The organism is Alteromonas sp. (genome assembly GCF_984505615.1).
Genome location: NZ_CFHOXV010000029.1, coordinates 1 through 21,481, shown reverse-complemented (window position 1 = coordinate 21,481; position 21,481 = coordinate 1). Strand labels below are relative to the sequence as shown.

Annotated in this window: 24 protein-coding genes; 14 read left to right on the top strand and 10 right to left on the bottom strand. The window is 47.4% G+C overall.

Going from position 1 to position 21,481, the window contains the following annotated elements; all coding sequences use genetic code 11:
- Positions 1 to 112 precede the first annotated feature (112 nt).
- The 3 genes from nrdA (at position 113) to yfaE (ending at position 3,933) form a co-directional block, all read left to right on the top strand.
- Positions 113 to 2,440: a class 1a ribonucleoside-diphosphate reductase subunit alpha gene (gene nrdA / locus AC4PME_RS14660; RefSeq protein ID WP_491045449.1), complete on the top strand. Its 2,328-nt coding sequence runs from the start codon at positions 113 to 115 to the stop codon at positions 2,438 to 2,440.
- A gap of 71 nt (positions 2,441 to 2,511) precedes the next feature.
- The gene (gene nrdB / locus AC4PME_RS14655) at positions 2,512 to 3,642 is read left to right on the top strand and encodes a class Ia ribonucleoside-diphosphate reductase subunit beta (protein ID WP_119503397.1); all 1,131 of its coding nucleotides are present in this window, start codon (positions 2,512 to 2,514) and stop codon (positions 3,640 to 3,642) included.
- 18 nt (positions 3,643 to 3,660) lie between these two features.
- Positions 3,661 to 3,933: a class I ribonucleotide reductase maintenance protein YfaE gene (gene yfaE / locus AC4PME_RS14650; RefSeq protein ID WP_491045448.1), complete on the top strand. Its 273-nt coding sequence runs from the start codon at positions 3,661 to 3,663 to the stop codon at positions 3,931 to 3,933.
- Positions 3,934 to 3,968: 35 nt separating this feature from the next.
- On the opposite strand, the gene AC4PME_RS14645 is transcribed toward yfaE, so the two are convergent.
- Both AC4PME_RS14645 and efpL read right to left on the bottom strand, forming a co-directional pair.
- The gene (locus tag AC4PME_RS14645; protein WP_119501437.1) at positions 3,969 to 4,304 is read right to left on the bottom strand and encodes a YtxH domain-containing protein; all 336 of its coding nucleotides are present in this window, start codon (positions 4,302 to 4,304) and stop codon (positions 3,969 to 3,971) included.
- A 141-nt stretch (positions 4,305 to 4,445) separates the two neighbouring features.
- Entirely contained in the window at positions 4,446 to 5,021 is a 576-nt protein-coding gene (gene efpL / locus AC4PME_RS14640; protein ID WP_119501438.1) for an elongation factor P-like protein EfpL, read from the bottom strand.
- Between the two features lie 291 nt (positions 5,022 to 5,312).
- Here efpL and AC4PME_RS14635 point away from each other — a divergent pair, with 291 nt between their 5' ends.
- On the top strand, positions 5,313 to 5,864 hold the full coding sequence (locus AC4PME_RS14635) for a type II secretion system protein (RefSeq protein WP_491045447.1): 552 nt from the start codon (positions 5,313 to 5,315) through the stop codon (positions 5,862 to 5,864).
- A gap of 10 nt (positions 5,865 to 5,874) precedes the next feature.
- Here the strand turns inward: AC4PME_RS14635 and AC4PME_RS14630 are convergent, their stop codons facing one another.
- From AC4PME_RS14630 to dapA, 4 genes are all read right to left on the bottom strand, one after another.
- Positions 5,875 to 6,720, bottom strand: coding sequence for a DMT family transporter (locus AC4PME_RS14630; protein ID WP_491045446.1), 846 nt, complete (start codon positions 6,718 to 6,720; stop codon positions 5,875 to 5,877).
- A 137-nt stretch (positions 6,721 to 6,857) separates the two neighbouring features.
- The gene (purC, locus tag AC4PME_RS14625; protein ID WP_303574812.1) at positions 6,858 to 7,574 is read right to left on the bottom strand and encodes a phosphoribosylaminoimidazolesuccinocarboxamide synthase; all 717 of its coding nucleotides are present in this window, start codon (positions 7,572 to 7,574) and stop codon (positions 6,858 to 6,860) included.
- Positions 7,575 to 7,589: 15 nt separating this feature from the next.
- Entirely contained in the window at positions 7,590 to 8,705 is a 1,116-nt protein-coding gene (gene bamC, locus AC4PME_RS14620; protein ID WP_491045445.1) for an NlpB/DapX family lipoprotein, read from the bottom strand.
- 12 nt (positions 8,706 to 8,717) lie between these two features.
- Positions 8,718 to 9,602, bottom strand: coding sequence for a 4-hydroxy-tetrahydrodipicolinate synthase (gene dapA / locus AC4PME_RS14615; RefSeq protein WP_303574724.1), 885 nt, complete (start codon positions 9,600 to 9,602; stop codon positions 8,718 to 8,720).
- Between the two features lie 260 nt (positions 9,603 to 9,862).
- On the opposite strand from dapA, the gene AC4PME_RS14610 reads away from it, so the two are divergent.
- A complete protein-coding gene (locus tag AC4PME_RS14610; RefSeq protein ID WP_119501442.1) occupies positions 9,863 to 10,402 on the top strand; it encodes a glycine cleavage system transcriptional repressor in 540 nt (179 codons plus the stop codon).
- On the top strand, positions 10,399 to 10,869 hold the full coding sequence (gene bcp / locus AC4PME_RS14605; RefSeq protein WP_491045444.1) for a thioredoxin-dependent thiol peroxidase: 471 nt from the start codon (positions 10,399 to 10,401) through the stop codon (positions 10,867 to 10,869). The genes AC4PME_RS14610 and bcp overlap by 4 nt, the downstream gene beginning before the upstream one ends.
- Before the next feature lie 84 nt (positions 10,870 to 10,953).
- Here bcp and AC4PME_RS14600 read toward each other — a convergent pair whose 3' ends face one another.
- Positions 10,954 to 12,033 carry an AI-2E family transporter gene (locus tag AC4PME_RS14600; protein WP_119501444.1) on the bottom strand — a complete coding sequence of 360 codons (1,080 nt, stop codon included), beginning with the start codon at positions 12,031 to 12,033 and terminating at the stop codon, positions 10,954 to 10,956.
- 247 nt (positions 12,034 to 12,280) lie between these two features.
- Between AC4PME_RS14600 and bepA the strand changes: the two genes are divergently transcribed.
- A complete protein-coding gene (gene bepA / locus AC4PME_RS14595; protein ID WP_491045443.1) occupies positions 12,281 to 13,744 on the top strand; it encodes a beta-barrel assembly-enhancing protease in 1,464 nt (487 codons plus the stop codon).
- Positions 13,745 to 13,758: 14 nt separating this feature from the next.
- Here the strand turns inward: bepA and AC4PME_RS14590 are convergent, their stop codons facing one another.
- Entirely contained in the window at positions 13,759 to 14,250 is a 492-nt protein-coding gene (locus AC4PME_RS14590; RefSeq protein WP_491045442.1) for a TlpA family protein disulfide reductase, read from the bottom strand.
- 89 nt (positions 14,251 to 14,339) lie between these two features.
- Between AC4PME_RS14590 and arsC the strand changes: the two genes are divergently transcribed.
- The 3 genes from arsC to AC4PME_RS14575 are packed head-to-tail and all read left to right on the top strand — an operon-like array spanning position 14,340 to position 15,711.
- Positions 14,340 to 14,693: an arsenate reductase (glutaredoxin) gene (gene arsC, locus AC4PME_RS14585; RefSeq protein WP_491045441.1), complete on the top strand. Its 354-nt coding sequence runs from the start codon at positions 14,340 to 14,342 to the stop codon at positions 14,691 to 14,693.
- A complete protein-coding gene (gene wrbA / locus AC4PME_RS14580; RefSeq protein ID WP_491045440.1) occupies positions 14,693 to 15,286 on the top strand; it encodes an NAD(P)H:quinone oxidoreductase in 594 nt (197 codons plus the stop codon). Before arsC ends, wrbA begins: the two co-directional genes overlap by 1 nt.
- 5 nt (positions 15,287 to 15,291) lie before the next feature.
- Positions 15,292 to 15,711, top strand: coding sequence for a DUF2069 domain-containing protein (locus AC4PME_RS14575; RefSeq protein ID WP_491045457.1), 420 nt, complete (start codon positions 15,292 to 15,294; stop codon positions 15,709 to 15,711).
- Positions 15,712 to 15,734: 23 nt separating this feature from the next.
- Here AC4PME_RS14575 and hda read toward each other — a convergent pair whose 3' ends face one another.
- Together hda and AC4PME_RS14565 are read right to left on the bottom strand one after the other, a co-directional pair.
- Positions 15,735 to 16,472, bottom strand: coding sequence for a DnaA regulatory inactivator Hda (gene hda / locus AC4PME_RS14570; protein WP_119501449.1), 738 nt, complete (start codon positions 16,470 to 16,472; stop codon positions 15,735 to 15,737).
- 10 nt (positions 16,473 to 16,482) lie between these two features.
- On the bottom strand, positions 16,483 to 17,754 hold the full coding sequence (locus tag AC4PME_RS14565; RefSeq protein ID WP_119501450.1) for a DUF2066 domain-containing protein: 1,272 nt from the start codon (positions 17,752 to 17,754) through the stop codon (positions 16,483 to 16,485).
- Between the two features lie 207 nt (positions 17,755 to 17,961).
- Here AC4PME_RS14565 and purM point away from each other — a divergent pair, with 207 nt between their 5' ends.
- The 4 genes from purM to AC4PME_RS14545 all read left to right on the top strand — a co-directional run.
- Positions 17,962 to 19,002: a phosphoribosylformylglycinamidine cyclo-ligase gene (purM, locus tag AC4PME_RS14560; RefSeq protein WP_119501451.1), complete on the top strand. Its 1,041-nt coding sequence runs from the start codon at positions 17,962 to 17,964 to the stop codon at positions 19,000 to 19,002.
- Positions 19,002 to 19,652: a phosphoribosylglycinamide formyltransferase gene (purN, locus tag AC4PME_RS14555; protein WP_491045439.1), complete on the top strand. Its 651-nt coding sequence runs from the start codon at positions 19,002 to 19,004 to the stop codon at positions 19,650 to 19,652. Before purM ends, purN begins: the two co-directional genes overlap by 1 nt.
- Positions 19,612 to 20,355: a DUF3108 domain-containing protein gene (locus AC4PME_RS14550; RefSeq protein WP_491045438.1), complete on the top strand. Its 744-nt coding sequence runs from the start codon at positions 19,612 to 19,614 to the stop codon at positions 20,353 to 20,355. Before purN ends, AC4PME_RS14550 begins: the two co-directional genes overlap by 41 nt.
- Positions 20,356 to 20,493: 138 nt before the next feature.
- Positions 20,494 to 21,481: acyl-CoA dehydrogenase family protein (locus AC4PME_RS14545; RefSeq protein ID WP_491529642.1), on the top strand; the 988-nt coding region annotated here is incomplete at its 3' end.

Sequence of the window (21,481 nt, the reverse complement as noted above, 5' to 3'; positions counted from 1 at the left end):
GTAAGGGATCTCTGCTGGATCAAGCTTTCAAGGCTTAGCAAATTCAATTTTATAAAGATGAAAAGGGTGCCAACTCTTGCTTCATGCGCTAACAAACTAACGGCCAGTACAAATGAACAACAACTTGTATGTCACTAAACGCAATGGCGAAAAAGAAGTCATTGAGTTAGATAAGATCCATAAAGTGATCACGTGGGCAGCAGAAGGGTTAAATAACGTTTCTGTTTCTCAGGTAGAAATCAAAGCTCAGATCCAATTTTACGATGGTATCAAGACCGGCGAAATCCACGAGACATTGATCAAGTCTGCAGCCGATCTTATTTCAACAGATGCGCCTGATTATCAGTATCTTGCAGCCCGTCTGGCTATCTTCCACCTGCGTAAAAAAGCATATGGTCAGTTTGAGCCGCCTAAATTGTTTGATCATGTTAAAAAGATGGTTGAACAGGGTAAGTATGACGAGCACCTGTTGTCTGACTACACGCAAGCTGAATTTGAGGCGATGGATGATTTCATCGATCACTGGCGTGATATGACCTTCAGTTATGCTGCTGTTAAGCAGCTTGAAGGTAAGTATCTGGTACAAAACCGTGTTACCGGCGACATCTATGAAAGTGCCCAGTTCCTGTATGTTCTGGTAGCAGCCTGCCTGTTTGCTGACTACCCGAAAGAAACCCGTCTTGACTATGTTCGTCGTTTTTACGATGCAACATCGACTTTCAAGATTTCTCTGCCTACACCGATTATGTCCGGTGTGCGTACCCCTACCCGTCAGTTCAGTTCATGCGTACTGATTGAAACCGGTGATAGTCTGGATTCTATCAACGCCACCGCCAGCGCCATCGTAAAATACGTGAGTCAGCGTGCCGGTATTGGTGTAAACGCTGGTCGCATTCGTGCACTGGGTAGTCCAATCCGTGGTGGTGAAGCTTTCCACACCGGTTGTATTCCTTTCTACAAGTACTTCCAGACTGCAGTAAAAAGCTGCTCTCAGGGCGGTGTTCGTGGTGGTGCAGCGACGTTGTTCTACCCGCTGTGGCACATGGAAGTTGAATCACTGCTGGTATTGAAAAATAACCGTGGTGTTGAAGAAAACCGCGTACGTCATCTCGACTACGGCGTGCAATTCAACAAGCTGATGTATCAGCGTATGATGAAAGACGGCTACATCACACTGTTCAGCCCGTCTGATGTACCCGGTCTGTACGATGCTTTCTTTGCTGATCAGAACAAGTTCGAAGAGCTGTATGTGAAATACGAACAGGATGACTCCATTCGTAAGAAGCAAATTAAAGCTATGGAACTGTTCAGTCTGTTTATGCAGGAACGTGCTTCAACCGGCCGCATCTACCTGCAAAACGTTGACCACTGTAATACTCACAGCCCGTTTGACCCGGCTGTCGCCCCTGTCCGTCAGAGCAACCTGTGTCTTGAAATCGCGCTGCCGACCAAGCCGCTGGAGCACGTAAACGACGAAAATGGCGAAATTGCACTGTGTACGCTGTCAGCGTTCAACTTAGGTGCGATCAAATCTCTGGATGAATTCGAAGAATTATCCGACCTTGCTGTGCGTGCACTGGACAGCCTGCTCGACTATCAGGATTACCCGGTTCCGGCGGCATACCATGCCACTATGAATCGTCGTACGCTGGGTATAGGTGTTATCAACTTCGCTTATTATCTTGCGAAGAACGGCGTGAAGTATTCTGACTTCAGCGCAAATCCGCTTATTCACCATACGTTTGAAGCGATGCAGTATCATTTATTGAAAGCATCTGTGAATCTGGCAAAAGAGAAAGGTGCGTGTCCTAAATTTAATGAGACCACCTACTCTAAAGGTATTCTGCCTATCGATACCTACAAAAAAGATTTGGACGCCATTTGTAACGAACCTTTACACATGGACTGGGAAGGCCTGCGCGCTGAAATGATGGAGCACGGGCTACGTAATTCTACGCTGTCTGCACTGATGCCGTCTGAAACGTCTTCGCAGATTTCCAATGCAACCAATGGTATCGAGCCGCCCCGTGGTCATATCAGCATTAAATCAAGTAAAGATGGTGTACTGAAGCAAGTTGTCCCTGAATATGAAAATCTGAAAGATGCCTATGAACTGCTGTGGGATATTCCGTCCAATGACGGTTACCTGCAACTGGTTGGCATTATGCAGAAATTCGTTGACCAGACTATTTCTGCTAACACCAGTTACGATCCGGGCAAATATGAAAGCGGTAAGGTACCGATGAAGTTGCTGCTCAAAGATCTGCTGACCTCATACAAGCTGGGTGTGAAGACACTGTATTATCATAACACCCGTGACGGTAACACCGACACCAGCTCTATGGAAGTCAAACAAGGCCAGGCGAAACCTCAACCACAAGCGCAAACCGCTGTGATTGAAGAAGACGACGACTGTGCCGGCGGTGCATGTAAAATTTAACGATAAACCAGGGCTTGCCCTGGTTTCTTCCGTTTTTAACTGATAAATCTGTTCTGAGTACTATCGTAGTTATGAAATACACAACGTTTAATCAACAAAGCGTCAATCCTCTCGTCGAGCCTATGTTTTTCGGTAATCCTGTTAACGTAGCCCGTTACGATCAGCAGAAGCACAGCATTTTCGAAAAACTCATTGAAAAACAAATCAGTTTCTTCTGGCGACCGGAAGAAGTTGACGTTACGCGTGACCGTGTAGACTTCCAGAAACTCACAGAGCCTGAGCAGCACATTTTTATTTCTAACCTGAAATATCAAACCTTGCTGGATTCCGTTCAGGGCCGCAGTCCGAATATTGCATTCCTGCCCATCGTGTCATTACCGGAACTGGAAACCTGGATTGAAACCTGGTCTTTCTTTGAGACGATTCACTCCCGTTCTTACACTCATATTCTTCGTAACCTGTTTTCCGATCCAAGTGCAATTTTTGAAGACATCGTGGTTAACGAGCAAATCAAGCGCCGTGCTGCTGATATTTCCAGATACTACGATGATCTGATTTTTCACACACAGTTGTGGCAGACACAAGGTGAAGGCGTTCATACCGTCGACGGCGAAGTATACGAAGTGAACATGCGTGTTCTGAAGAAGAAAATGTACTTGTGCATGAATTCAGTTAATGCCCTGGAAGCGGTGCGCTTCTATGTGTCCTTTGCCTGCACCTTCGCGTTTGCTGAGCGTGAGCTGATGGAAGGTAACGCAAAAATTATCCGTCTGATTGCCCGTGATGAAAACCTGCACCTGTCCTCTACTCAGCACGTGCTGAACCTGTGGGCCAGAGGCAAGGACGATCCTGAGATGGCAGAAATCGCCGCGGAGTGCCATGAAGAGGCACGCCAGATCTTCATCAGCGCTGTTGAACAGGAGAAGGAATGGGCTGATTACCTGTTCAAGAACGGCTCAATGATCGGTATGAATAAGGAAATTCTGTGTCAGTACGTGGAATACATCGCGAATCAGCGTATGACCGCTATTGGCTTTGACGCACCATACGAAGTGAAAAGTAATCCACTGCCGTGGATGAACAACTACCTGAACTCAGATAACGTACAGGTTGCGCCTCAGGAATCAGAGATCAGTTCCTATCTGGTAGGTCAGATTGACTCTTCAGTCAGCGAAGATGACTTCGCCGATTTTGAATTGTAATTCCTACCTTCCCCGTTAATGGGAAAACCTGAATCCACACTTCGTATCGATATTGTCGATGCGGAGTGTGTTGATGCCGTACCGGATAAAACACTGCTGGAATCTTTGGAATCCGCAGGTGTGGCTTGTCATTATCATTGCCGCGACGGTTTCTGCGGAGCCTGCCGGACTAAATTGATAGAAGGGTCGGTGGAATATACCACAGACCCCCTCGCCTTTATTGACGACGATGAAATACTGCCCTGTTGCTGTAAGCCGGCAACAAACATCAAAATAGATGTTCCGCTTTAACTTACCTGACTTTACGCATTATCAGGAATGAATCTTTAGCAATCCTTATCTTCCAGATCCATTTTATCTTTCATTTTTTCACAGCCGTCTTCAATAGCATTACCGGCATCGTCGGCCCACTCTTCTGCTTTATCTTTAGCATCGTCAGTCCAGTCTTCCGCCTTATCTGCTGCATCTTCAGCAAATTCCTCTGTCTTATCTGCCAGATCAGATGCTGCATTTTTTGCATCATCAAATGCACTGCTGGCGGCACTTTTGGCTTTAGTCATTGAGTCTTCAGCCTGTTCCTGTTTTTCTTCGCTACATGCGCCAAGCACGCAGGTAAACAGACCAATGCATAGTAATGATGAGAGTTGTTTTGTCATTTTCATATGTCTTTCCTTTTACGCAGTTGAGTGTGTACTGATGTTAATCCTGCGGGCAATCAACACCTGCAGGACTGGTTAAAAATAACACAATATTAAGAGGTGACAACAGCCACCTGAGTTTTATGGCTGCTGAAACGTATGCTGTCAGTGCTTATCGGCACGGCTCTGAAACTTACGTTCTTCCGTGTTGATTTTGATCCACTCGCCGGTACTGATGTACTCCGGCACCTGAACAACCAGACCGGTAGACAAAGTAGCGGGTTTGGTACGGGACGTCGCAGAGGCTCCCTTAATGGAAGGGTCAGTTTCTACCACTTCCAGTTCAACACTCATGGGTAAATCAAGAGCTACCGGCACTTCGCTCACTACCAGAACCTGAATACCGTCAGTTTCTTCGTTAATGAACAAAGCTTCATCAGCAATACTGTCTTTATTCAGATGGTAAGGCGTATAGTCTTCTTTATCCATGAATACATATTCATCGCCGTCGATGTAAGAGAACATAGCTGGACGGCGCACTAAATCGGCCATTTCCAGCATGTCAGAGTCCTTAAATGTTTCATCATATTTTGCACCGCTTACCACATCGTACATACGCATACGATAAATGCTGCCGCCTGCACGGCCCTGTGGTACAGAACGATCAATATCTCTGACAATACATGTCTTACCGTCAAAAATGATGGTGTTATTCTTTTTAATTTCACTTGCCTTAGGCATGGCGGTTCCCTGTATTAGTAAATCAGACCAGCGGGTCCGATCAGAAGTGGAAAGTCTCTATTTTCCGCGATTTTTCGTCGGTTAGAAAGCGTTTTGAATGCCTGTTTTTCCTAAACAAGCGGGATAAGAGAGCCCGGACACAGATTCCTGGTTGCAGTGTAAAAATCATTCTATGCTTATTCGATTAAATACCGGCATGCCTTACAGCATAACCGTGAATATAAGAAATTTATTGCCGGATAAAACTCTTTCATCCAGGATTACCCTGACAAAATAACCGTAGCAAAGAACATGTTGAAATCTAACCTGAATACAAAGGGATTTACCCTGATTGAGCTGGTCATCGTAATTGTGATCTTAGGTATACTTGCGGTCACTGCGGCCCCCCGCTTTATTGACTTTTCGGGTGATGCTGATGACGCTGTCACCCACTCCATGATGGGTGGTTTTAAATCAGGCCTGACACTGTTACATACCAAATATCAGATAAGACAAACATCCCCTATTTCCATAAACGGACAATCAGTCACATTTAATTCTGAGGGCTGGCCGACAGGTTCAACCAGCAACAGCGCGGGATGCGCCGAAGTGTGGAATCAGATTTTTTCTGACCCTCAGCCAGTCAATGTGATGAATGATTTCAACTCACCTCTCGCCAAAGGCTGGAACACGGTTTACTACGCTGACGCCAGTGCTGAAGTATGTGCGTATCTCAAAAGCAGTGCGTCAGGAAATCTGTCCGGATATACCGACCCCTACTTCGTTTATTTCATCGGCGATACAAATTATGCAACGTATGGCTACACCGGCTCACCGGGCGATGTGAAGATGTATAATTTATAAAACCTGCCGGTCAGCGCCATTTTCTTATTACCAGTACAATACCACCAATGATTGCAGCACTGGCAATAATGATTCTTGTGTTAAGGCTTTCAGATAAAAATACCCAGCCCATCAAGATGGCAATTACCGGTACACTGAGTTGTAAAGTGGCGGCATTAGTCGCCGCTATTTTAGGGAGTACAGCGTACCACAAAGCATAACCCAAACCCGATGCGATGGCACCGGACAATACGCCATAGATGATACCGTAGCGGATAGTTGTTTCTGAAAGTGAAAGTGGCTCATCAACAAAGATAAACAGCGCGACAATAAACGGCGTCGTACGGACAAAGTTGCCTGCTGTCATCAAAAGTGGCGATGCCACGCCTTTGCCTAACAGTGAATACACTCCCCAACTGATACCGGCAGTGATCATCAGCAATGCAGCGGGCAGCGGCGGGGCTGTGATGCCGGGCAGTACCAGATAAACTAAACCTGCAAAAGCTACTACAAAGCCGGCTGTCTGAATAAAACTGAACCGTTCCCCTCTGAAATAACCGATGCTGATCATTGAAATTTGTACAGCACCAAACAGCAACAGAGCGCCGGTGCCTGTAGTTACGCTTTGATAGGCAAAAGAGAAACCCGCTGCATAGCAGAATAGTGCGACAGATCCTGCCCAGCTTCCCTGTTTTGCAGGATGATGCCCTTTCATTTGGATAAGCAAACCCAGCACCACAGCACCGCTGAGTAACCTTACGAGTGTGAAAGAAGCCGGCCCGATATCAGTCTCTACCAGCGCCATCCGGCACAAAAGGGAATTAGCAGCAAAAGCCACCATGGCTAAGCAGGCGAACAACAACGTAGATACAGGCATGAATCGCTCCTTTTATTTTGTTCACCTTCCCACGACAAACGAGCAATTACAATGGTACTTGAGATCCGGTTACTCCGGTGCGGTAAACACCGGACACAAAAAAAGCACCCGCAGGTGCTTTCCAAAAAGAGATGACTTTAGAGCTTTAGGCCCAAACGGTCAGCTACTTCAATGTATGTTTCTACTACAGAACCTAAGCCCTGACGGAAACGGTCTTTATCCATTTTCTTACGGGTTTCTTTGTCCCACAGGCGGCAACCGTCAGGACTGAATTCATCACCCAGAATAATGTTGCCTTCACTGTCCAGACCAAATTCCAGTTTATAATCCACCAGAATCATACCGCCTTTATCGAACAGATCTTTGAGTACATCGTTAACGGCAAAAGTCAGACGTTTCATCTCTGCAATTTGCGCTTCAGTTGCCCAGCCAAATGCAGTGATGTGATAGTCATTAACCATAGGATCATGCAGCGCATCATTTTTGAGGAAGAATTCAAAAATGGGGGAATCGTTAAGCATCAAACCTTCTTCAACGCCCAGACGACGAACCAGTGAACCTGCAGCAACGTTACGAACGACGCATTCTACCGGGATCATATCCAACTTTTTCACCAGAGAGTCGGTGTCTGACAGCAACGCCTCAACTTGTGTGGCAATGCCGGCTTCTTCCAGCTTTGTCATAATGAAATGATTGAACTTGTTATTCACTTCACCTTTACGGTCAAGCTGTTCAATTTTTTCACCGTCAAATGCAGACGTATCATTTCTGAACTCAAGGATGAGTTTTTCGCTGTCATCAGTGAGGTATACAGTTTTGGCTTTACCGCGGTAAAGTTCTTCGCGCTTTTCCATCATCAGTCTCAAAAATTAGATATCCAGATTGTCCTGAGTCATGACACGGGCAAATTGCTCGTACATGTCGGCAACCTGATTAGGTTCAAACGGCTGACTCTCATTATCCATGAAGGTCACACTCGTTCTGTTTTCGCCGGCCGGCACCACTTTCAAACGATAATCACCTTTTTCAAGAAGGGATTCACCGTCAGAAAACAGGCTGCCCCACCAACCGTTATCCTCACCATTATAGGTGACAAATAACAGGCCTGTGGTTCTGTCTAAATCTTTTACGTCAAAACCAAGGTTGCGTAACACCAGCAGCATTCTAGGCCATACAATATCGTGTCTGGCATCAACCACGTAGGCTGCATCACCGTTAGCGTCGAAACCCATTTCCAGATTAAGACCGCTGCGGATTTCAGCAATACGTTTGCTCTCGTCGAGTCTGATTTGGTATTCGTAATGAGTCAGTACTTCGTTCAGGATGCCGATTTCTTCTCTGCGTTCTTTCATCGCATCAATGGAATCCATGGTGACGGTTTCACCATCTGCACCATTAAATTTGAAATCCTGCAATTTAGCGCTTAACGCTGCAGTCCGGCCGTGAGGCTTTAGTTCCATGGTGAAAACAAAGCGACGTGAAACCTCTGACGTTTCATCCTCAGTCCAGTCGTACCAGGCTGACTCTTCGGTCGTTTTTTCAACGGCCCAGTCAGTAACAAGTCGGCCATTTTCTTTATCGAAGCTGTCTACACCGATGTGATTTTGCTCAAGAAAGCTCAGCACCGTATCCCAGATAGCGGTATTCAGCGGCTTGCTGTCATCTACCTGATCGAACCAGACCGTTGCTTCCTGTTTGCCTTCTTCAACATGTGAACCCGCCACAAGGGGCAGGACAAGCGCCGGAGACTGAATCGTCAGTTTGCGGCCGGTAAGACGGGTGTCTGCATTCTGACTTAATTCCGGAAGATCATAATCAGATGTAAATTCAGGCGAATCTAAACCTTCAGGCACTTTCACAGAGGCCCGCTGGGAAACTTCAAGGTAGTCATAACTGCCCGATGCAGTTTCATAATCCTGTTGGCTTGAACAACCTGTCAGGGCTATTACAGATAAGCCACTGAGCAAAGCCAGAGTGTTTTTCATCGGTGTTCCTTATTAACCAGAAATCAAAGCGTGTTTTTGTAATAGTTCTTCGAGTGCTTTTTGGCTCGCAAGTTCCGGTAAAACCATCGGTAATCGTAATTCGGCACTGTTGATCAGCCCCATACGGTATAACGCCCACTTTGGCATTACCGGATTTGGCTCAATAAACATGCCGTTATGCAGGGTTTCAATAGTCGCATTAATACGACGACATTCCTCAGCGTTGCCGGCCAGGCCTGCTTCGCACATTTTAGAAATTGCGCCGGGAACCACGTTAGCCGTTACTGAAATAACGCCGTGTCCGCCCTGACATAAAAATTCTGCACTGGTACCGTCGTCACCGCTAAGCAACAGAAAATCTTCAGGCACCAGTTTCTGTGTGGCTTTGAGCCGTTCAATACTGCCGGTTGCATCTTTCAGACCGACAATGTTTTTGTGTGTGGCCAGTTCTGCCACTGTCTCAGGTAACATGTCCGCAACGGTTCTGCCGGGTACATTATAAAGCAGAACAGGTAAATCAGTCGCATCAGCGACAGCTTTAAAGTGTGCAACCATACCCCGTTGTTGCGGCTTGTTGTAATAAGGCACGACACTGAGAAAACCATCGATACCTAAACCCGCCATCTGTTCACTGAGGAAAATGGCTTCATCCGTTGCGTTTGCGCCGCTTCCGGCAATCACAGGAATACGCCCTGCTGTCATAGCAACGGTCTGTTTAACCACTTCAATATGTTCTTCAAAAGGCAATGTGGCGGATTCACCGGTTGTTCCTACAGAAACAATACCGTGTGTGCCCTGCTCTATGTGAAACTCAATAAGTTTCTCTAGTGCAGGGTAATCAATGTCACCCGCGTTGGTCATGGGTGTGACAAGTGCAACGTAACTGCCTTTAAACATATTATCTCCCGCGTTTTGTGAGCGCACATGGTAATGAGGTACAGCCTTAAAAACAAGTTATCGCAAGGGCTTTTTAGACGTTAATCGACAACCTTATTCTAAATAATCACTATTCCGTCAAAAATTGGGGATAAAACCCTTACATCAGACTGTTTTTCGAACTGGCACGGTGCTGAAGCTCACTTTATGTTGCCGGAACGTGGCATCAAAAAATCCTGATGTGTTAGTATAAATGTGGCTCCGGTTTTATAAGTAACGACATGAATCATCAGTTAATAGTCACGATTTTGGGTACCGACAAGAGCGGCATGCTGAGCGAAATTGCCGGCACCGTGTCGGAAGCGCAGTGCAATATTCTCGACAGCAGGCAGGCGATATACGGGAAAGAATTTTCCCTGACCATGATTATCGAAGGTTCCCATCAGGCTATCACACGGGCGGAGCTTGCTATTCCCCCCATGTGTCAGAAGTTCGGCCTGCTTTCTATGATGAAGCGAACCAGCCATCATGAGAAACAAAATTTAGATTATCTTTACGATGTGGAGTTCAGCGGCGAAGACAGTCATGGCCTGCTGAAGTCGGTAACCGGCTTTTTTGCGAAACGGCACGTCTCCATCAGTGCGTTTCGTCAGCGTACCTTTAAAGATAAAAAAACCGGTAAAGAAATGATGCGCTGCAAATTTGTTGTCAGTACGCCGGATTCCGTTGATATCACGCAGCTTCGTTCTGAGGCTGATGCCCTGTTCGGCTCCCTGAATCTGAGTGGCAAGATTATAGACAAAAATAAAGGAGAATTATGAACACCTTAAAAGCAGGTGATAAAGCACCGGCATTTACCCTGTCGGATCAAAATGGCGAAGCCGTTAATCTGGCAGATTTTGCCGGTAAGAAAGTACTGGTGTATTTTTACCCTAAAGCAATGACACCGGGCTGTACCGTGCAGGCACAGAACCTTCGCGACAGCAAAACATCACTGGATGAACTCAATGTTGTGGTACTGGGGATCAGTCCGGACGCAGTTAAACGCCTGCCAAAGTTCATTGAGAAAGAAAACCTGAACTTCACCCTGCTATCGGACGAAGACCACGCTGTGGCTGAAGCTTTTGGCGTCTGGGGTCCAAAAAAATTCATGGGCAAAGAATACGACGGCATTCATCGTATAAGCTTCCTTATCGATGAAAACGGAGCTGTTGAACACGTGTTTAATAAGTTTAAAACCAAAGACCATCATCAGGTTGTACTGGATTATCTGAATCAGGCTGGTTGATAACCCGGTTTACCCCGCCGTTCACAAAGCAAAAAGCCCTGTCATAACAGGGCTTTTTCGTACAGACGTACCGTAAATAACTGATTAAGTATTACAGGGCGGCGGTTCATCCGGTCCGCCGGACCATGCTGTTATCAGCGCTTTAACAAGTGTTGCCAGCGGGATGGCGAAAAACACTCCCCAGAACCCCCACAATCCGCCGAAGAACAGTACCGCCACGATAATATAAAGAGGATGTAAGCTCACCGCTTCGGAGAACAAAAGTGGTACCAGTAAGTTACCGTCCAGAGCCTGGATAATGCCGTAGGCAATCATCAGATACCAGAAGTCAGGGGTCAGACCCCACTGAAACAATGCCACAACAGCCACCGGTATGGTGACAACGGCTGCACCGATATAGGGGATAAGCACTGACAAGCCAACCAGTACCCCGAGCAGAATGGCATAGCGTAAGTCCATCAGGGCAAAGACAACGCAGGATACCGATCCCACAATCAGAATTTCGATAACTTTGCCGCGGATATAGTTTGCTATCTGGGTATTCATTTCATGCCCGACCTGCGTAATCAACCGGCGCTCTTTTGGTAACAATGACGAAATGCCATCAAGGAAAAACAATTTGTCTTTCAGCATGAAGAACACCATCAACGGCACCAGAATCATATATACCAGTAACGCTGCCACATTACCGATTGAACTGACAGACGCTGACAAAAGTTGCTGTCCCAAATCCACCAGATGATCATTGAGACTCTCCATCATTTGCTGAATTTGATAAACCTGTACATAGTCAGGATACTTATCCGGTAACCGCAGGATCCAGTCCTGTGCGTTTTGCCAGATTAACGGCGTCTCCTGAATCAGATTCACACTCTGACGGCTCACAGTAGGTAATAATCCGACAATCATCAGTATGGTGACAGCTACAAACGCCAGCATCACAACGCTGCAGGAAATGGTCCTGCTGACACCAATATTTACCAGCCGGTTCACCGGCCAGTCCAGCAGATAAGCAATCACCGCTGCCACCAGAACAGGCATGATAAGCCCACCCCAGAAGACGAACACAGTTGCCGTCAACAGGATTAAGATCAGCAACATGGCTGCATCGGGGTCAGAGAACTTCCGGCGGTACCAGCGGCCGAATACACTGATTAAACTCATAAATTCTGCTCAGTCGGAACGGAAAAAAATGCATCATAGGAGAATCACTGACTGCTCTGCAACCCGGATTCCGCGGTATTACAGGCTAAATGAAAACTTCCGGGCTACATTATGCATGAAGCGATATAGCAATCGCCTGTATTGTACGGCACAATGCTAAAATAATGCGATGGAAAAATGAAACTAATCATGGAGTTTGCCACTCTATCTGTAAACGCTTCAGTGGTACTCAACAGTAACAGGTTCAATGAGATATTTAGCGCGAAACGGAATTAAATTAGGCTTGTGTTTGCTGGCAATGAGTTTTTCTGCCATTGCGCAAACCAGTAAATACAGCGATCGTAATACGTTACCGGAAATAGGTGTGGTAGCGTCTGACGCCCTTTCCCTTGACAAAGAGATGCTGATTGGCGATGCCGTTATGCGGCAAATGCGCGGTGGGGCCCCGATTATCGGCGACCCTGTACTGGATGAGTATTTGCAGGATCTGGGCAACCGCCTTGTTGTTCATGCCGACAATACCAAGTTTCCTTTTGAATTCTTCTGGGTCAACAACGATGCCATCAACGCCTTTGCTTTCTTTGGCGGCCACATTGGTGTGCATACCGGCCTTATTCATAATGCGAAAAATGAGAGTGAGCTTGCGTCAGTACTGGCCCACGAAATTTCTCACGTAACCCAGCGTCACCTTGCCCGTCATATGCAGGCGCAACAGCGTGCTACACCACTGGCTATTGCCAGTATATTAGGCGGTGTTTTACTGGCGATGGCAGATCCTCAGGCCGGTATGGCAGCTATTTCCGCCGGTCAGGCCGCTTCAGCGCAAATGCAGATTGATTATACCCGTTCTAATGAGCAGGAAGCTGACCGGATCGGGATAGGCATGTTATACCGTGCCGGATTTGATCCTGACGCGGCAGCCAGCTTCTTCTCAACCTTGCTGGAACAATACCGCATGGTATCCCGTCCGCCTGCAAGATTGCTTTCTCACCCGTTAACAGAAACGCGTGTTGCAGATGCCCGCGCCAGAGCCGGCGATTTTCCGCCTGTACGGTTAAGAGAAAGTATTTCTTTTCATCTGGCAAAGGCCAGAGTGATGTCCAGGTACACGTTCAGTAAAAAATACAGCCTGGAATACTACCAGGATGCGGTGGACCGTAAGAATTATGTAGTCCGTGAAGCAGCAATGTATGGTCTTGCGCTGGCACTCATGCGCAATGAGAAGATTCCGGAAGCAGCGAAGGTGATTGATACATTACTCAATGAAGACCCGGATAATCTGTTTTACCTGGATGCAGCCACTGACCTCTCTCTGGCAATGGGTAAACCGCAGGAAGCAACAGCACGTCTGGCACCGCACCTACAGTTAACACCACGCAACCAGGTACTGGCATTGAATCAGGCCAATGCGCTTATTGCCGCCAATGAAAATGACAAAGCTGTTCAGCTACTGAAGGACTTGTTGCTGGTACATCCTGATTATGAAATCGCCTGGCAGTTACTCACAGAAGCATATAAAAACAACAAAGATTTTCAGGGCATGCATCAAAGTAAAGCAGAAGTGATGGCACTGAACGGTGCTTACCGCCGCGCTGTGGATGAATTACAGTTTGCTTATAACTTTACAGCCGACAAGCACCTTGATAAGCAGCGGATCCGCGCAAGGATCAAACAATTGCGGGACGAGGAAGAGCGGCTGAAACGGCTGTAAATAGCGCCCTTAATTCAGTGAGCGGAGGTACCCGCCTCCGCGTTTGTATACTGAATTAATCCGTCAAGGGAGTCATCGTCCTGCTCACCGTATAACGCCTTCACGACCTCCCCCTGCGGTGAAATCAGATACGTTGCCGGCAGATAGTCCGGATACGGCATGGGAAAAACGGTTTCTTTCGCGGTGTTTATCACAGCGAACTCAATATTTAGTTGTTGTGTTAAGGCACGCAGTTCCTGCTCATTTTTGTCATCAAAGCTGACACCGGTTATCTTCACATGGTCAGGCAGGCGATTATTCAGCCTGTTCAGGGCCGGGATCTCCCGTAAACAGGGAGAACACCAGGGGGCGAAAAAGTTGATGATATGCCATTCTCCGCCATTGTCTGCCCAGCGAACCGGCTGTCCCGATAGTGTAACGCCATCTGCGCGGGTATATTGCTGAAGTTGCCAGCCGGCAATCAGTGCAACCACAGCCGCACTGACAATCATTAATGATTTTTTCATGATTAATTGCGTCCGGTCATATTATTCTTACATTAATACTTGTTAGAATTCATCTCAGTGAAATTTATAACACATTGAATAAAAAGCCTATGTCTTCAGTACAAATACTTCATAACCCCCGTTGCTCCAAAAGTCGCCAGACCCTCACGTTATTACAGGAAAAAGGTATTGATGTTGAAGTCACCGAATACCTTAAACACCCGTTAACCCGGGAACAGCTTGAAGCCATTGCTGCAAAGCTTGGGGTTTCGTCCCCCCGTGACATGATGCGGACAAAAGAAGCTGAATATAAAGAGCTGGCATTAGGTGAGAGCTCTGTTACCGACGAACAATTATTCGATGCCATGGTTTCTGTTCCGAAGTTAATTGAGCGTCCGGTGGTCATTAAAGGTGATAAGGCCCGCATAGGTCGTCCACCTGAAAGTGTTCTGGACATACTCTGATGTCGCCGGTACTGGTGTTGTATTACTCAAGAAACGGGACAACCCGGCAACTGGCAACACATATCGCCAGAGGCATTGAAAGTACTGGAGCCGAAGCACGGGTGCGTACCGTGCCGGCTATTCCTGAATATATGACACCATGGCCGGATGTTCCCGAATCAGGTGCGCCCTTCGTTACCCGTTCTGATCTGACAGAATGTTCCGGTCTGGCACTGGGGAGTCCGGTCAGGTTCGGAAATATGGCCGCTCCGCTTAAACATTTCCTCGACAGTACTTCTCAGGAATGGCTGAAAGGCGTACTGATTGATAAACCTGCCTGTGTATTCACCTCCGGCGGAAGTATGCATGGCGGACAGGAGTCTACCCTGCTTACCATGATGCTGCCCCTGCTCCACCATGGCATGGTGCTGTGTGGTATTCCTTACACTGAATCACAATTACATGATACTGCTTCCGGTGGCTCGCCCTATGGCGCCGGACATGTGTCAGGCCACAGTGACGGTAAACTGACTGCTGATGAATCAGCGCTGGCTTTTGCTCAGGGAAAGCGTCTCGGGGAACTGGCACGGCAATTAGCGCGGAAGGCAACATGACAGAAATGGCACCGGCAACTAAAAAAGCGCGCTGGCTGGCGTTACTCAGTTATCTCGGATTACTCGCCTGGGTAACCTTATGGCAATTTGTATTGGTTGAAGAAAGGGTTTACGGCACGCTCTTTATCGCCATTGTTTATATTTTGCCTTTACTCCTGCCGCTTCGCGGCATCATTGCGGGCAAGCCCTATACCCACGCCTGGGCAAACTTTGTTGTTCTGTTTTATATGATCCACGGCATTACAGCCGGTTACGCGGCACCGCAGGAGCTGGGTTATGCTATTACAGAGCTGATACTTGCCACGGGCATGTTTGCCGGTTGCAGCCTGTTTGCCAGATTACGGGGTCGGGAATTAGGTCTCGGGCTTAAAAAACTGAAAGATGTCATGAAGGAAGAGAAGCAACGCTTCGAAGAAACGGAATAAAGACACCATGACACACAGAAAGGTTATTCTTTTTCCAGTTCCCGCTTAATCATAGCCACAGACAGTTTCTTCTGTTCCTGCAAAGAGCGGGTATCCAGCCGGTCGAGCATAGCGAGCAACGCCGGTAAATCACGGTCACAATGGGTGAGTAAAAACGCCAGAGCCTGTTCGGAAAAACGCATACCCCGTTGCGCCGCGCGCTTTTTCAGTACATTCAGACGTTCATTATCAGTCAGGCCGGCCAGTTGCCAGGTTATGCCCCAGCTCAGACGTGAACGTAAGTCAGGCAATTTGAAAGCGGGATGGTTCGGGCCGATGGAAGACGTCCAGATAAATATAGACGTATGATTGTCTACCACCCGGTTAATAAAATGAAAAAGCGCCTCTTCCCACTCATCAATGCCGGCAATGGCATCTATATTGTCCAGACATACATAAGGCAGACGCTCCAGGCCATCAAAGATCACCGGTGTCCAGTCTGCATATTCCCGTAAGTTCAGATAAATATGCCGGGTCTGGTGAAAGGCGAGTTGGTGGCATACGGCATAAAGTAAGTGACTCTTGCCCCGCCCCGCAGCGCCGGTAATTCCGACACCCGCCAGCGGACTGTTGTCCAGTGAACTGAATGCCGTGTTATCCCGCCAGCGGCTGCCACTCTGGCTCAGTGCAGAGAGAAAGTCTGCAAGGCCGCTGTTTTCACCTGCCTCAAAGCTTGCGAAGGTTTCATCATCAGGTAACGATACCGCCAGAGGTAACTGCATAGGCGCTGTGTTATTCGTTCCAGTAAAAGTTCAGTCCGTCAAGGGGGTTACCTGACACGTCAGACACCGGCTTGAGTTTTGAATCCAGGCTCACCAGTTTGAAAAAGTCACTGGTTTGCGACAACAGCGACAGCGAGAACGTCGCCACAGACCCTTTCTGACTCACCAGCGACACATGACTCACCATGCTCATCTGTTCCATGTATTCTCTGGCATGCACGTACTTTTCCAGCGAATCCACATTGGCAACTGAAATAAAAATATTATTCACTTCTGTTTGTTCATCACCGCTGCTGACTGAAAAATGCTGACCAAGATAATCGCTGTATTCTTCAAAAAACAGCGCGGTAAGGCTGTCTTCATTTTCTGCGTATAGGGTACCGAACTGAATGTCGTTATTTTTGATCACTACCCAGTCAAGGGCCCAGTCACCTTGCGTATGCTTTTGTGACATTGCTTCGAATTCACTGCGGGTGAACGCCGGAGAACGGGCTTCTTCCACAAGATCATCCACCAGGTAGGTATTCAAATCCTGTAAACCATTATTTGAAAACGCCGGCCGGTAGGTGTCATAGCGAAATGCTGATGCCTGCTCCCGGGTTTGCTGTTCCTCTTCAATGTCGGGCACAGCATTCATTTTTACTTTGTATAACCGCGCGCCGACAATGTAATCAGGCTGATATCTGACAGAAGCAGTCTGCAACGTTCTGGCAAACCGTCCCCAAACATCAAAAACGGAAATATTCACGCTGTCATCTAAATCCATCAGCGGAAACACTACGGGCACGCCTCTTTCAACAGCCAGTTCACGTAGACGGCTGCTTACAGGTCCTTTAGCACCGTCGTCGATGATCTGGCGGTTTCCATTTTCATCTTCGGTGGCAAGCCACAGTAAAGTATCCGGTCTGCGCTGCCCCCAGACTGGTAATCCGGCATCCCTGATCACCTTTATAACTGTTTGGGAATCAAACTCAGCGACATAAGACAACTGACCGTTAACCACATCAAAGCGGTACGCCCGCAAATACCGTTCAGGTTGAGACAACATGGCCCTTACTGCACTGTTTGAAGTAGCAGAACGCTGACCGGTAATTTTTATGACTACCTGTTCCAGTGCCTGACGGGCCGCTTTCTTCTGGGTCGATGATGACTGATCGGACACAGCCACACTGGCCTCGTTAACTGATACCACTGTACTGGCCTGAACAGATCCTGAGAAAGCTCCGGCAAACAGAGAAACTACAATGAACAATAAAGAAAAGGAAGATAATTGAAAAAGCATGAAGAATTAACGCCGCTCCGTGAAACCCGTACCTGGACTATGCGAAAACCTATTGTGTGTTATTTACCGGAATATTTCACCACTAAAATGTAAAAGATTAGCATCAGGACAGATCAGCAGCCGAATTCCCGCCTGCGCCCTGTTGGACTTACTGCAACTTACTGGTAGAATCCGCGTCTTTCCAATCACCGCACCAGGGCCATACTCGTGAGCGAAAACAAACAGTCACTAAGTTATAAAGATGCAGGCGTAGACATTGATGCCGGAAATCAGCTGGTTGAACGTATTAAATCTGTTACTAAAAAAACAACCCGTCCCGAAGTCCGTGGTGGCCTTGGTGGTTTCGGTGCGTTATGTGAACTGCCTGCGAAATATAAACGCCCGTTACTGGTTTCCGGTACCGACGGTGTAGGGACTAAACTCCGCGTAGCGATGGATGCCAACCGTCACGACAGCGTAGGCATCGACCTGGTTGCCATGTGCGTTAACGATCTGATTGTTCAGGGCGCTGAACCGTTATTCTTCCTTGACTATTACGCCACCGGTAAACTGGACGTAGATGTAGCTGCAGACGTAGTTACCGGTATCGGTGAAGGCTGCGAACAGGCTGGCTGTGCACTCATTGGCGGTGAAACAGCGGAAATGCCCGGTATGTACCACGACGGCGATTACGATATTGCCGGATTCTGCGTTGGTGTTGTAGAAGCTGACAAAGTGATTGACGGCAGCGGTGTAAAAGCCGGTCAGAAAATTATTGCTCTGGCTTCGTCCGGCCCCCATTCAAACGGTTACTCACTGGTCCGTAAAATCGTTGAAGTCAGCAAAGCAGACGTGAATGCAGACCTTGATGGTAAGCCGCTTATCGATCATCTTCTTGCGCCAACCCGCATTTATGTGAAGCCGGTACTGGCATTGCTGGAAAAAGTAAAGGTAGAGGCCATCTCTCACATCACCGGTGGCGGTTTCTGGGAAAATATTCCCCGTGTGCTGCCTGAAAACGCTAAAGTTGTAGTAGATGAGTCAAGCTGGCAATGGCCTGTCGTATTTAACTGGTTGCAGGAAAACGGTAACGTTACGCAACATGAAATGTACCGTACCTTCAACTGTGGCGTTGGTTTGATCCTCGTTGTTGATGAAAACGATGCAGATGAAGCCGTCCGTATTCTGAATGAAGGCGGAGAACAAGCCTGGTTACTGGGTCATATTGAAGATCGCAACGGCGATGAAGAACAGGTAGAAATTAAGTAATGACTACCGCTAAACCCCGCTTATGCGTATTGATTTCCGGTAACGGGTCTAATCTGCAGGCTATGATCGACAGTATCGAAGCCGGTCAGTTGCAAGCTGAAATTGTGGCGGTGATCTCAAACCGCCCGGGTGTATTCGGCCTTGAAAGAGCCGTAAAAGCCGGCATCCCTGCACATTGCCTGGATCATAAAGATTTTTCAGACCGCAATGAGTTTGACGCAAAACTGCAATCTTTGATTGATAGTTTTAGCCCGGACGGCGTAGTACTGGCCGGATTCATGCGTATTCTTACGCCTGAATTTGTTGAACATTTTTCCGGTAAATTATTGAACATCCACCCGTCTTTGTTGCCAAAGTACAAAGGGTTACATACCCATCAACGTGCGATTGATAACGGCGACAAAGAACACGGTGTCAGTGTGCATTTTGTGACTCCTGAACTGGACGGTGGTCCGGTAATCATCCAGAGTCGTGTACCGGTATTTGAAGATGATACCGCAGATGAACTGGCTGAACGGGTTCAGGAACAGGAACGCCGGATTTATCCGTTAGTGTTGAAGTGGTTTGTCGCCGGTCGTCTGACAATGAAAGATAATAAGGCTGTGCTTGATGATAAAATTCTTCCGCCGGAAGGTTACGCCAACGACTAAACCGGCAGGGTTTCTGCTGTCACTTTTGTTGATGCTGGTTTCTGTACCGGCATCAGCAGAAGACAAACCTGTTATTACTCCTTTTGAAGCGCAATATACCGCTTACAAATGGGGAGATGATGTGGGTGAAGCTAAAATCAAGCTTGAGTATCTGAGCGACGAACAATACTCCCTCACCTATTCTTCAGACGTTTCCAAATTCTTTTTATCTGACGAGCGTTTTGAACACTCCGTGTTTTTTGCCTCGGAAGATAGAATTCTGCCTTTCTCTTACTACTATAAGCGCACGGGTACCGGACCCGATAAACAGCTGTCGGTCAAATTTGCCAGTTTCCCTGACAAGCAGATAGAAATCGAAGGTGGTGAGACTCTGCCATGGCAGGGAGAAACCGATAATCAGCTCTACCGTATTGATCTCGCCAGACAACTGGCCGCAGGCAAAACGACCCTGTCTTATGATTTCATTAACTACCGTGGCGAACGGAAAAATTATGGGATTGAAGTCACCGGTGAAGAAAAACTGTCACTGCCTTACGGCGAACTTGACACTATTAAGGTGAAAATTCTTCGCGACAATAATAGCAGCCGGGAAACATTTGCCTGGTTTGCCCCCGCTTTGGATTATAACCTGGTCCGCCTGCAGCAATTTAAAGATGGTGATGAGCAGGGGGATATCAAGCTCAGTGCATACCGTCATCTTTAATCTACGTTAAGTTGTAAAATTTTTGTGTTCTCTTTCTTGACCTTTGATGTGACAGACATTAGTTTTAGCATCATACTCTGGTCTGACCTCAGTCCAACTTACTGATTCAGCTTATTTCATACTGTTAAGGAGCAATGTATGGGTGAACTCGCGTGGTTTATCATATTCATGGTGGCCGTTTGTGTAGCCGCGTATAAGCGTATGAGCTTAACATCTACCGTGTCTTTACTGGCGGGCATTATGGTGCTTGGCACAATCACCGGAAGCATCGGTTTCTTCAGCTGGCTACTCTTCCTCATCATTGCTGTTCCGCTGTCTATGCCGGATGTACGCAGAAAATTCATTTCATCACGCCTGCTCGCTTTTTACAAAAAAGTCAGTCCGGAAATGTCCGCAACTGAACAGGAAGCCATTGATGCCGGTACAGTCTGGTGGGACGGCGAGTTGTTCTCCGGCAAACCTGACTGGAACAAACTCCATGCAATTCCTAAAGGCCGTCTGACCGCGGAAGAAAAGGCATTTCTTGATGGTCCGGTAGACCGTGTATGCCATATGGTTGATGAGTGGCAAATTAATCATCAGAACGCTGATCTGCCGCCGGAAATCTGGGCCTATCTGAAAGAGCATAAATTCTTCGCCATGATCATTAAGAAAAAATATGGCGGTTTGCAATTTTCAGCCTACGCACAATCCAGAGTATTACAGAAACTGGCGGGTTGCTCTGCAGTGTTATCCAGTACGGTAGGCGTTCCGAATTCTCTTGGTCCCGGCGAATTGCTGCAACATTACGGCACTAAAGAACAGCAGGATTATTATCTGCCCCGGCTAGCTAACGGAGAAGAAATTCCCTGTTTTGCACTTACCGGCCCTGAAGCAGGTTCCGATGCCGGCGCCATTCCCGATACCGGTGTCGTTTGCCGTGGTGAATGGGAAGGAAAAGAAATTCTGGGCATGCGTCTTAATTTTAATAAGCGCTATATCACTCTCGCACCGGTGGCAACGGTTATCGGACTGGCATTTAAGCTGGAAGATCCTGAAGGGCTGTTAGAAGGTCAGACAACCGCAGGTATCACCTGTGCTCTGATCCCAAGAGACACGAAAGGACTGGAAATTGGCCGTCGTCATT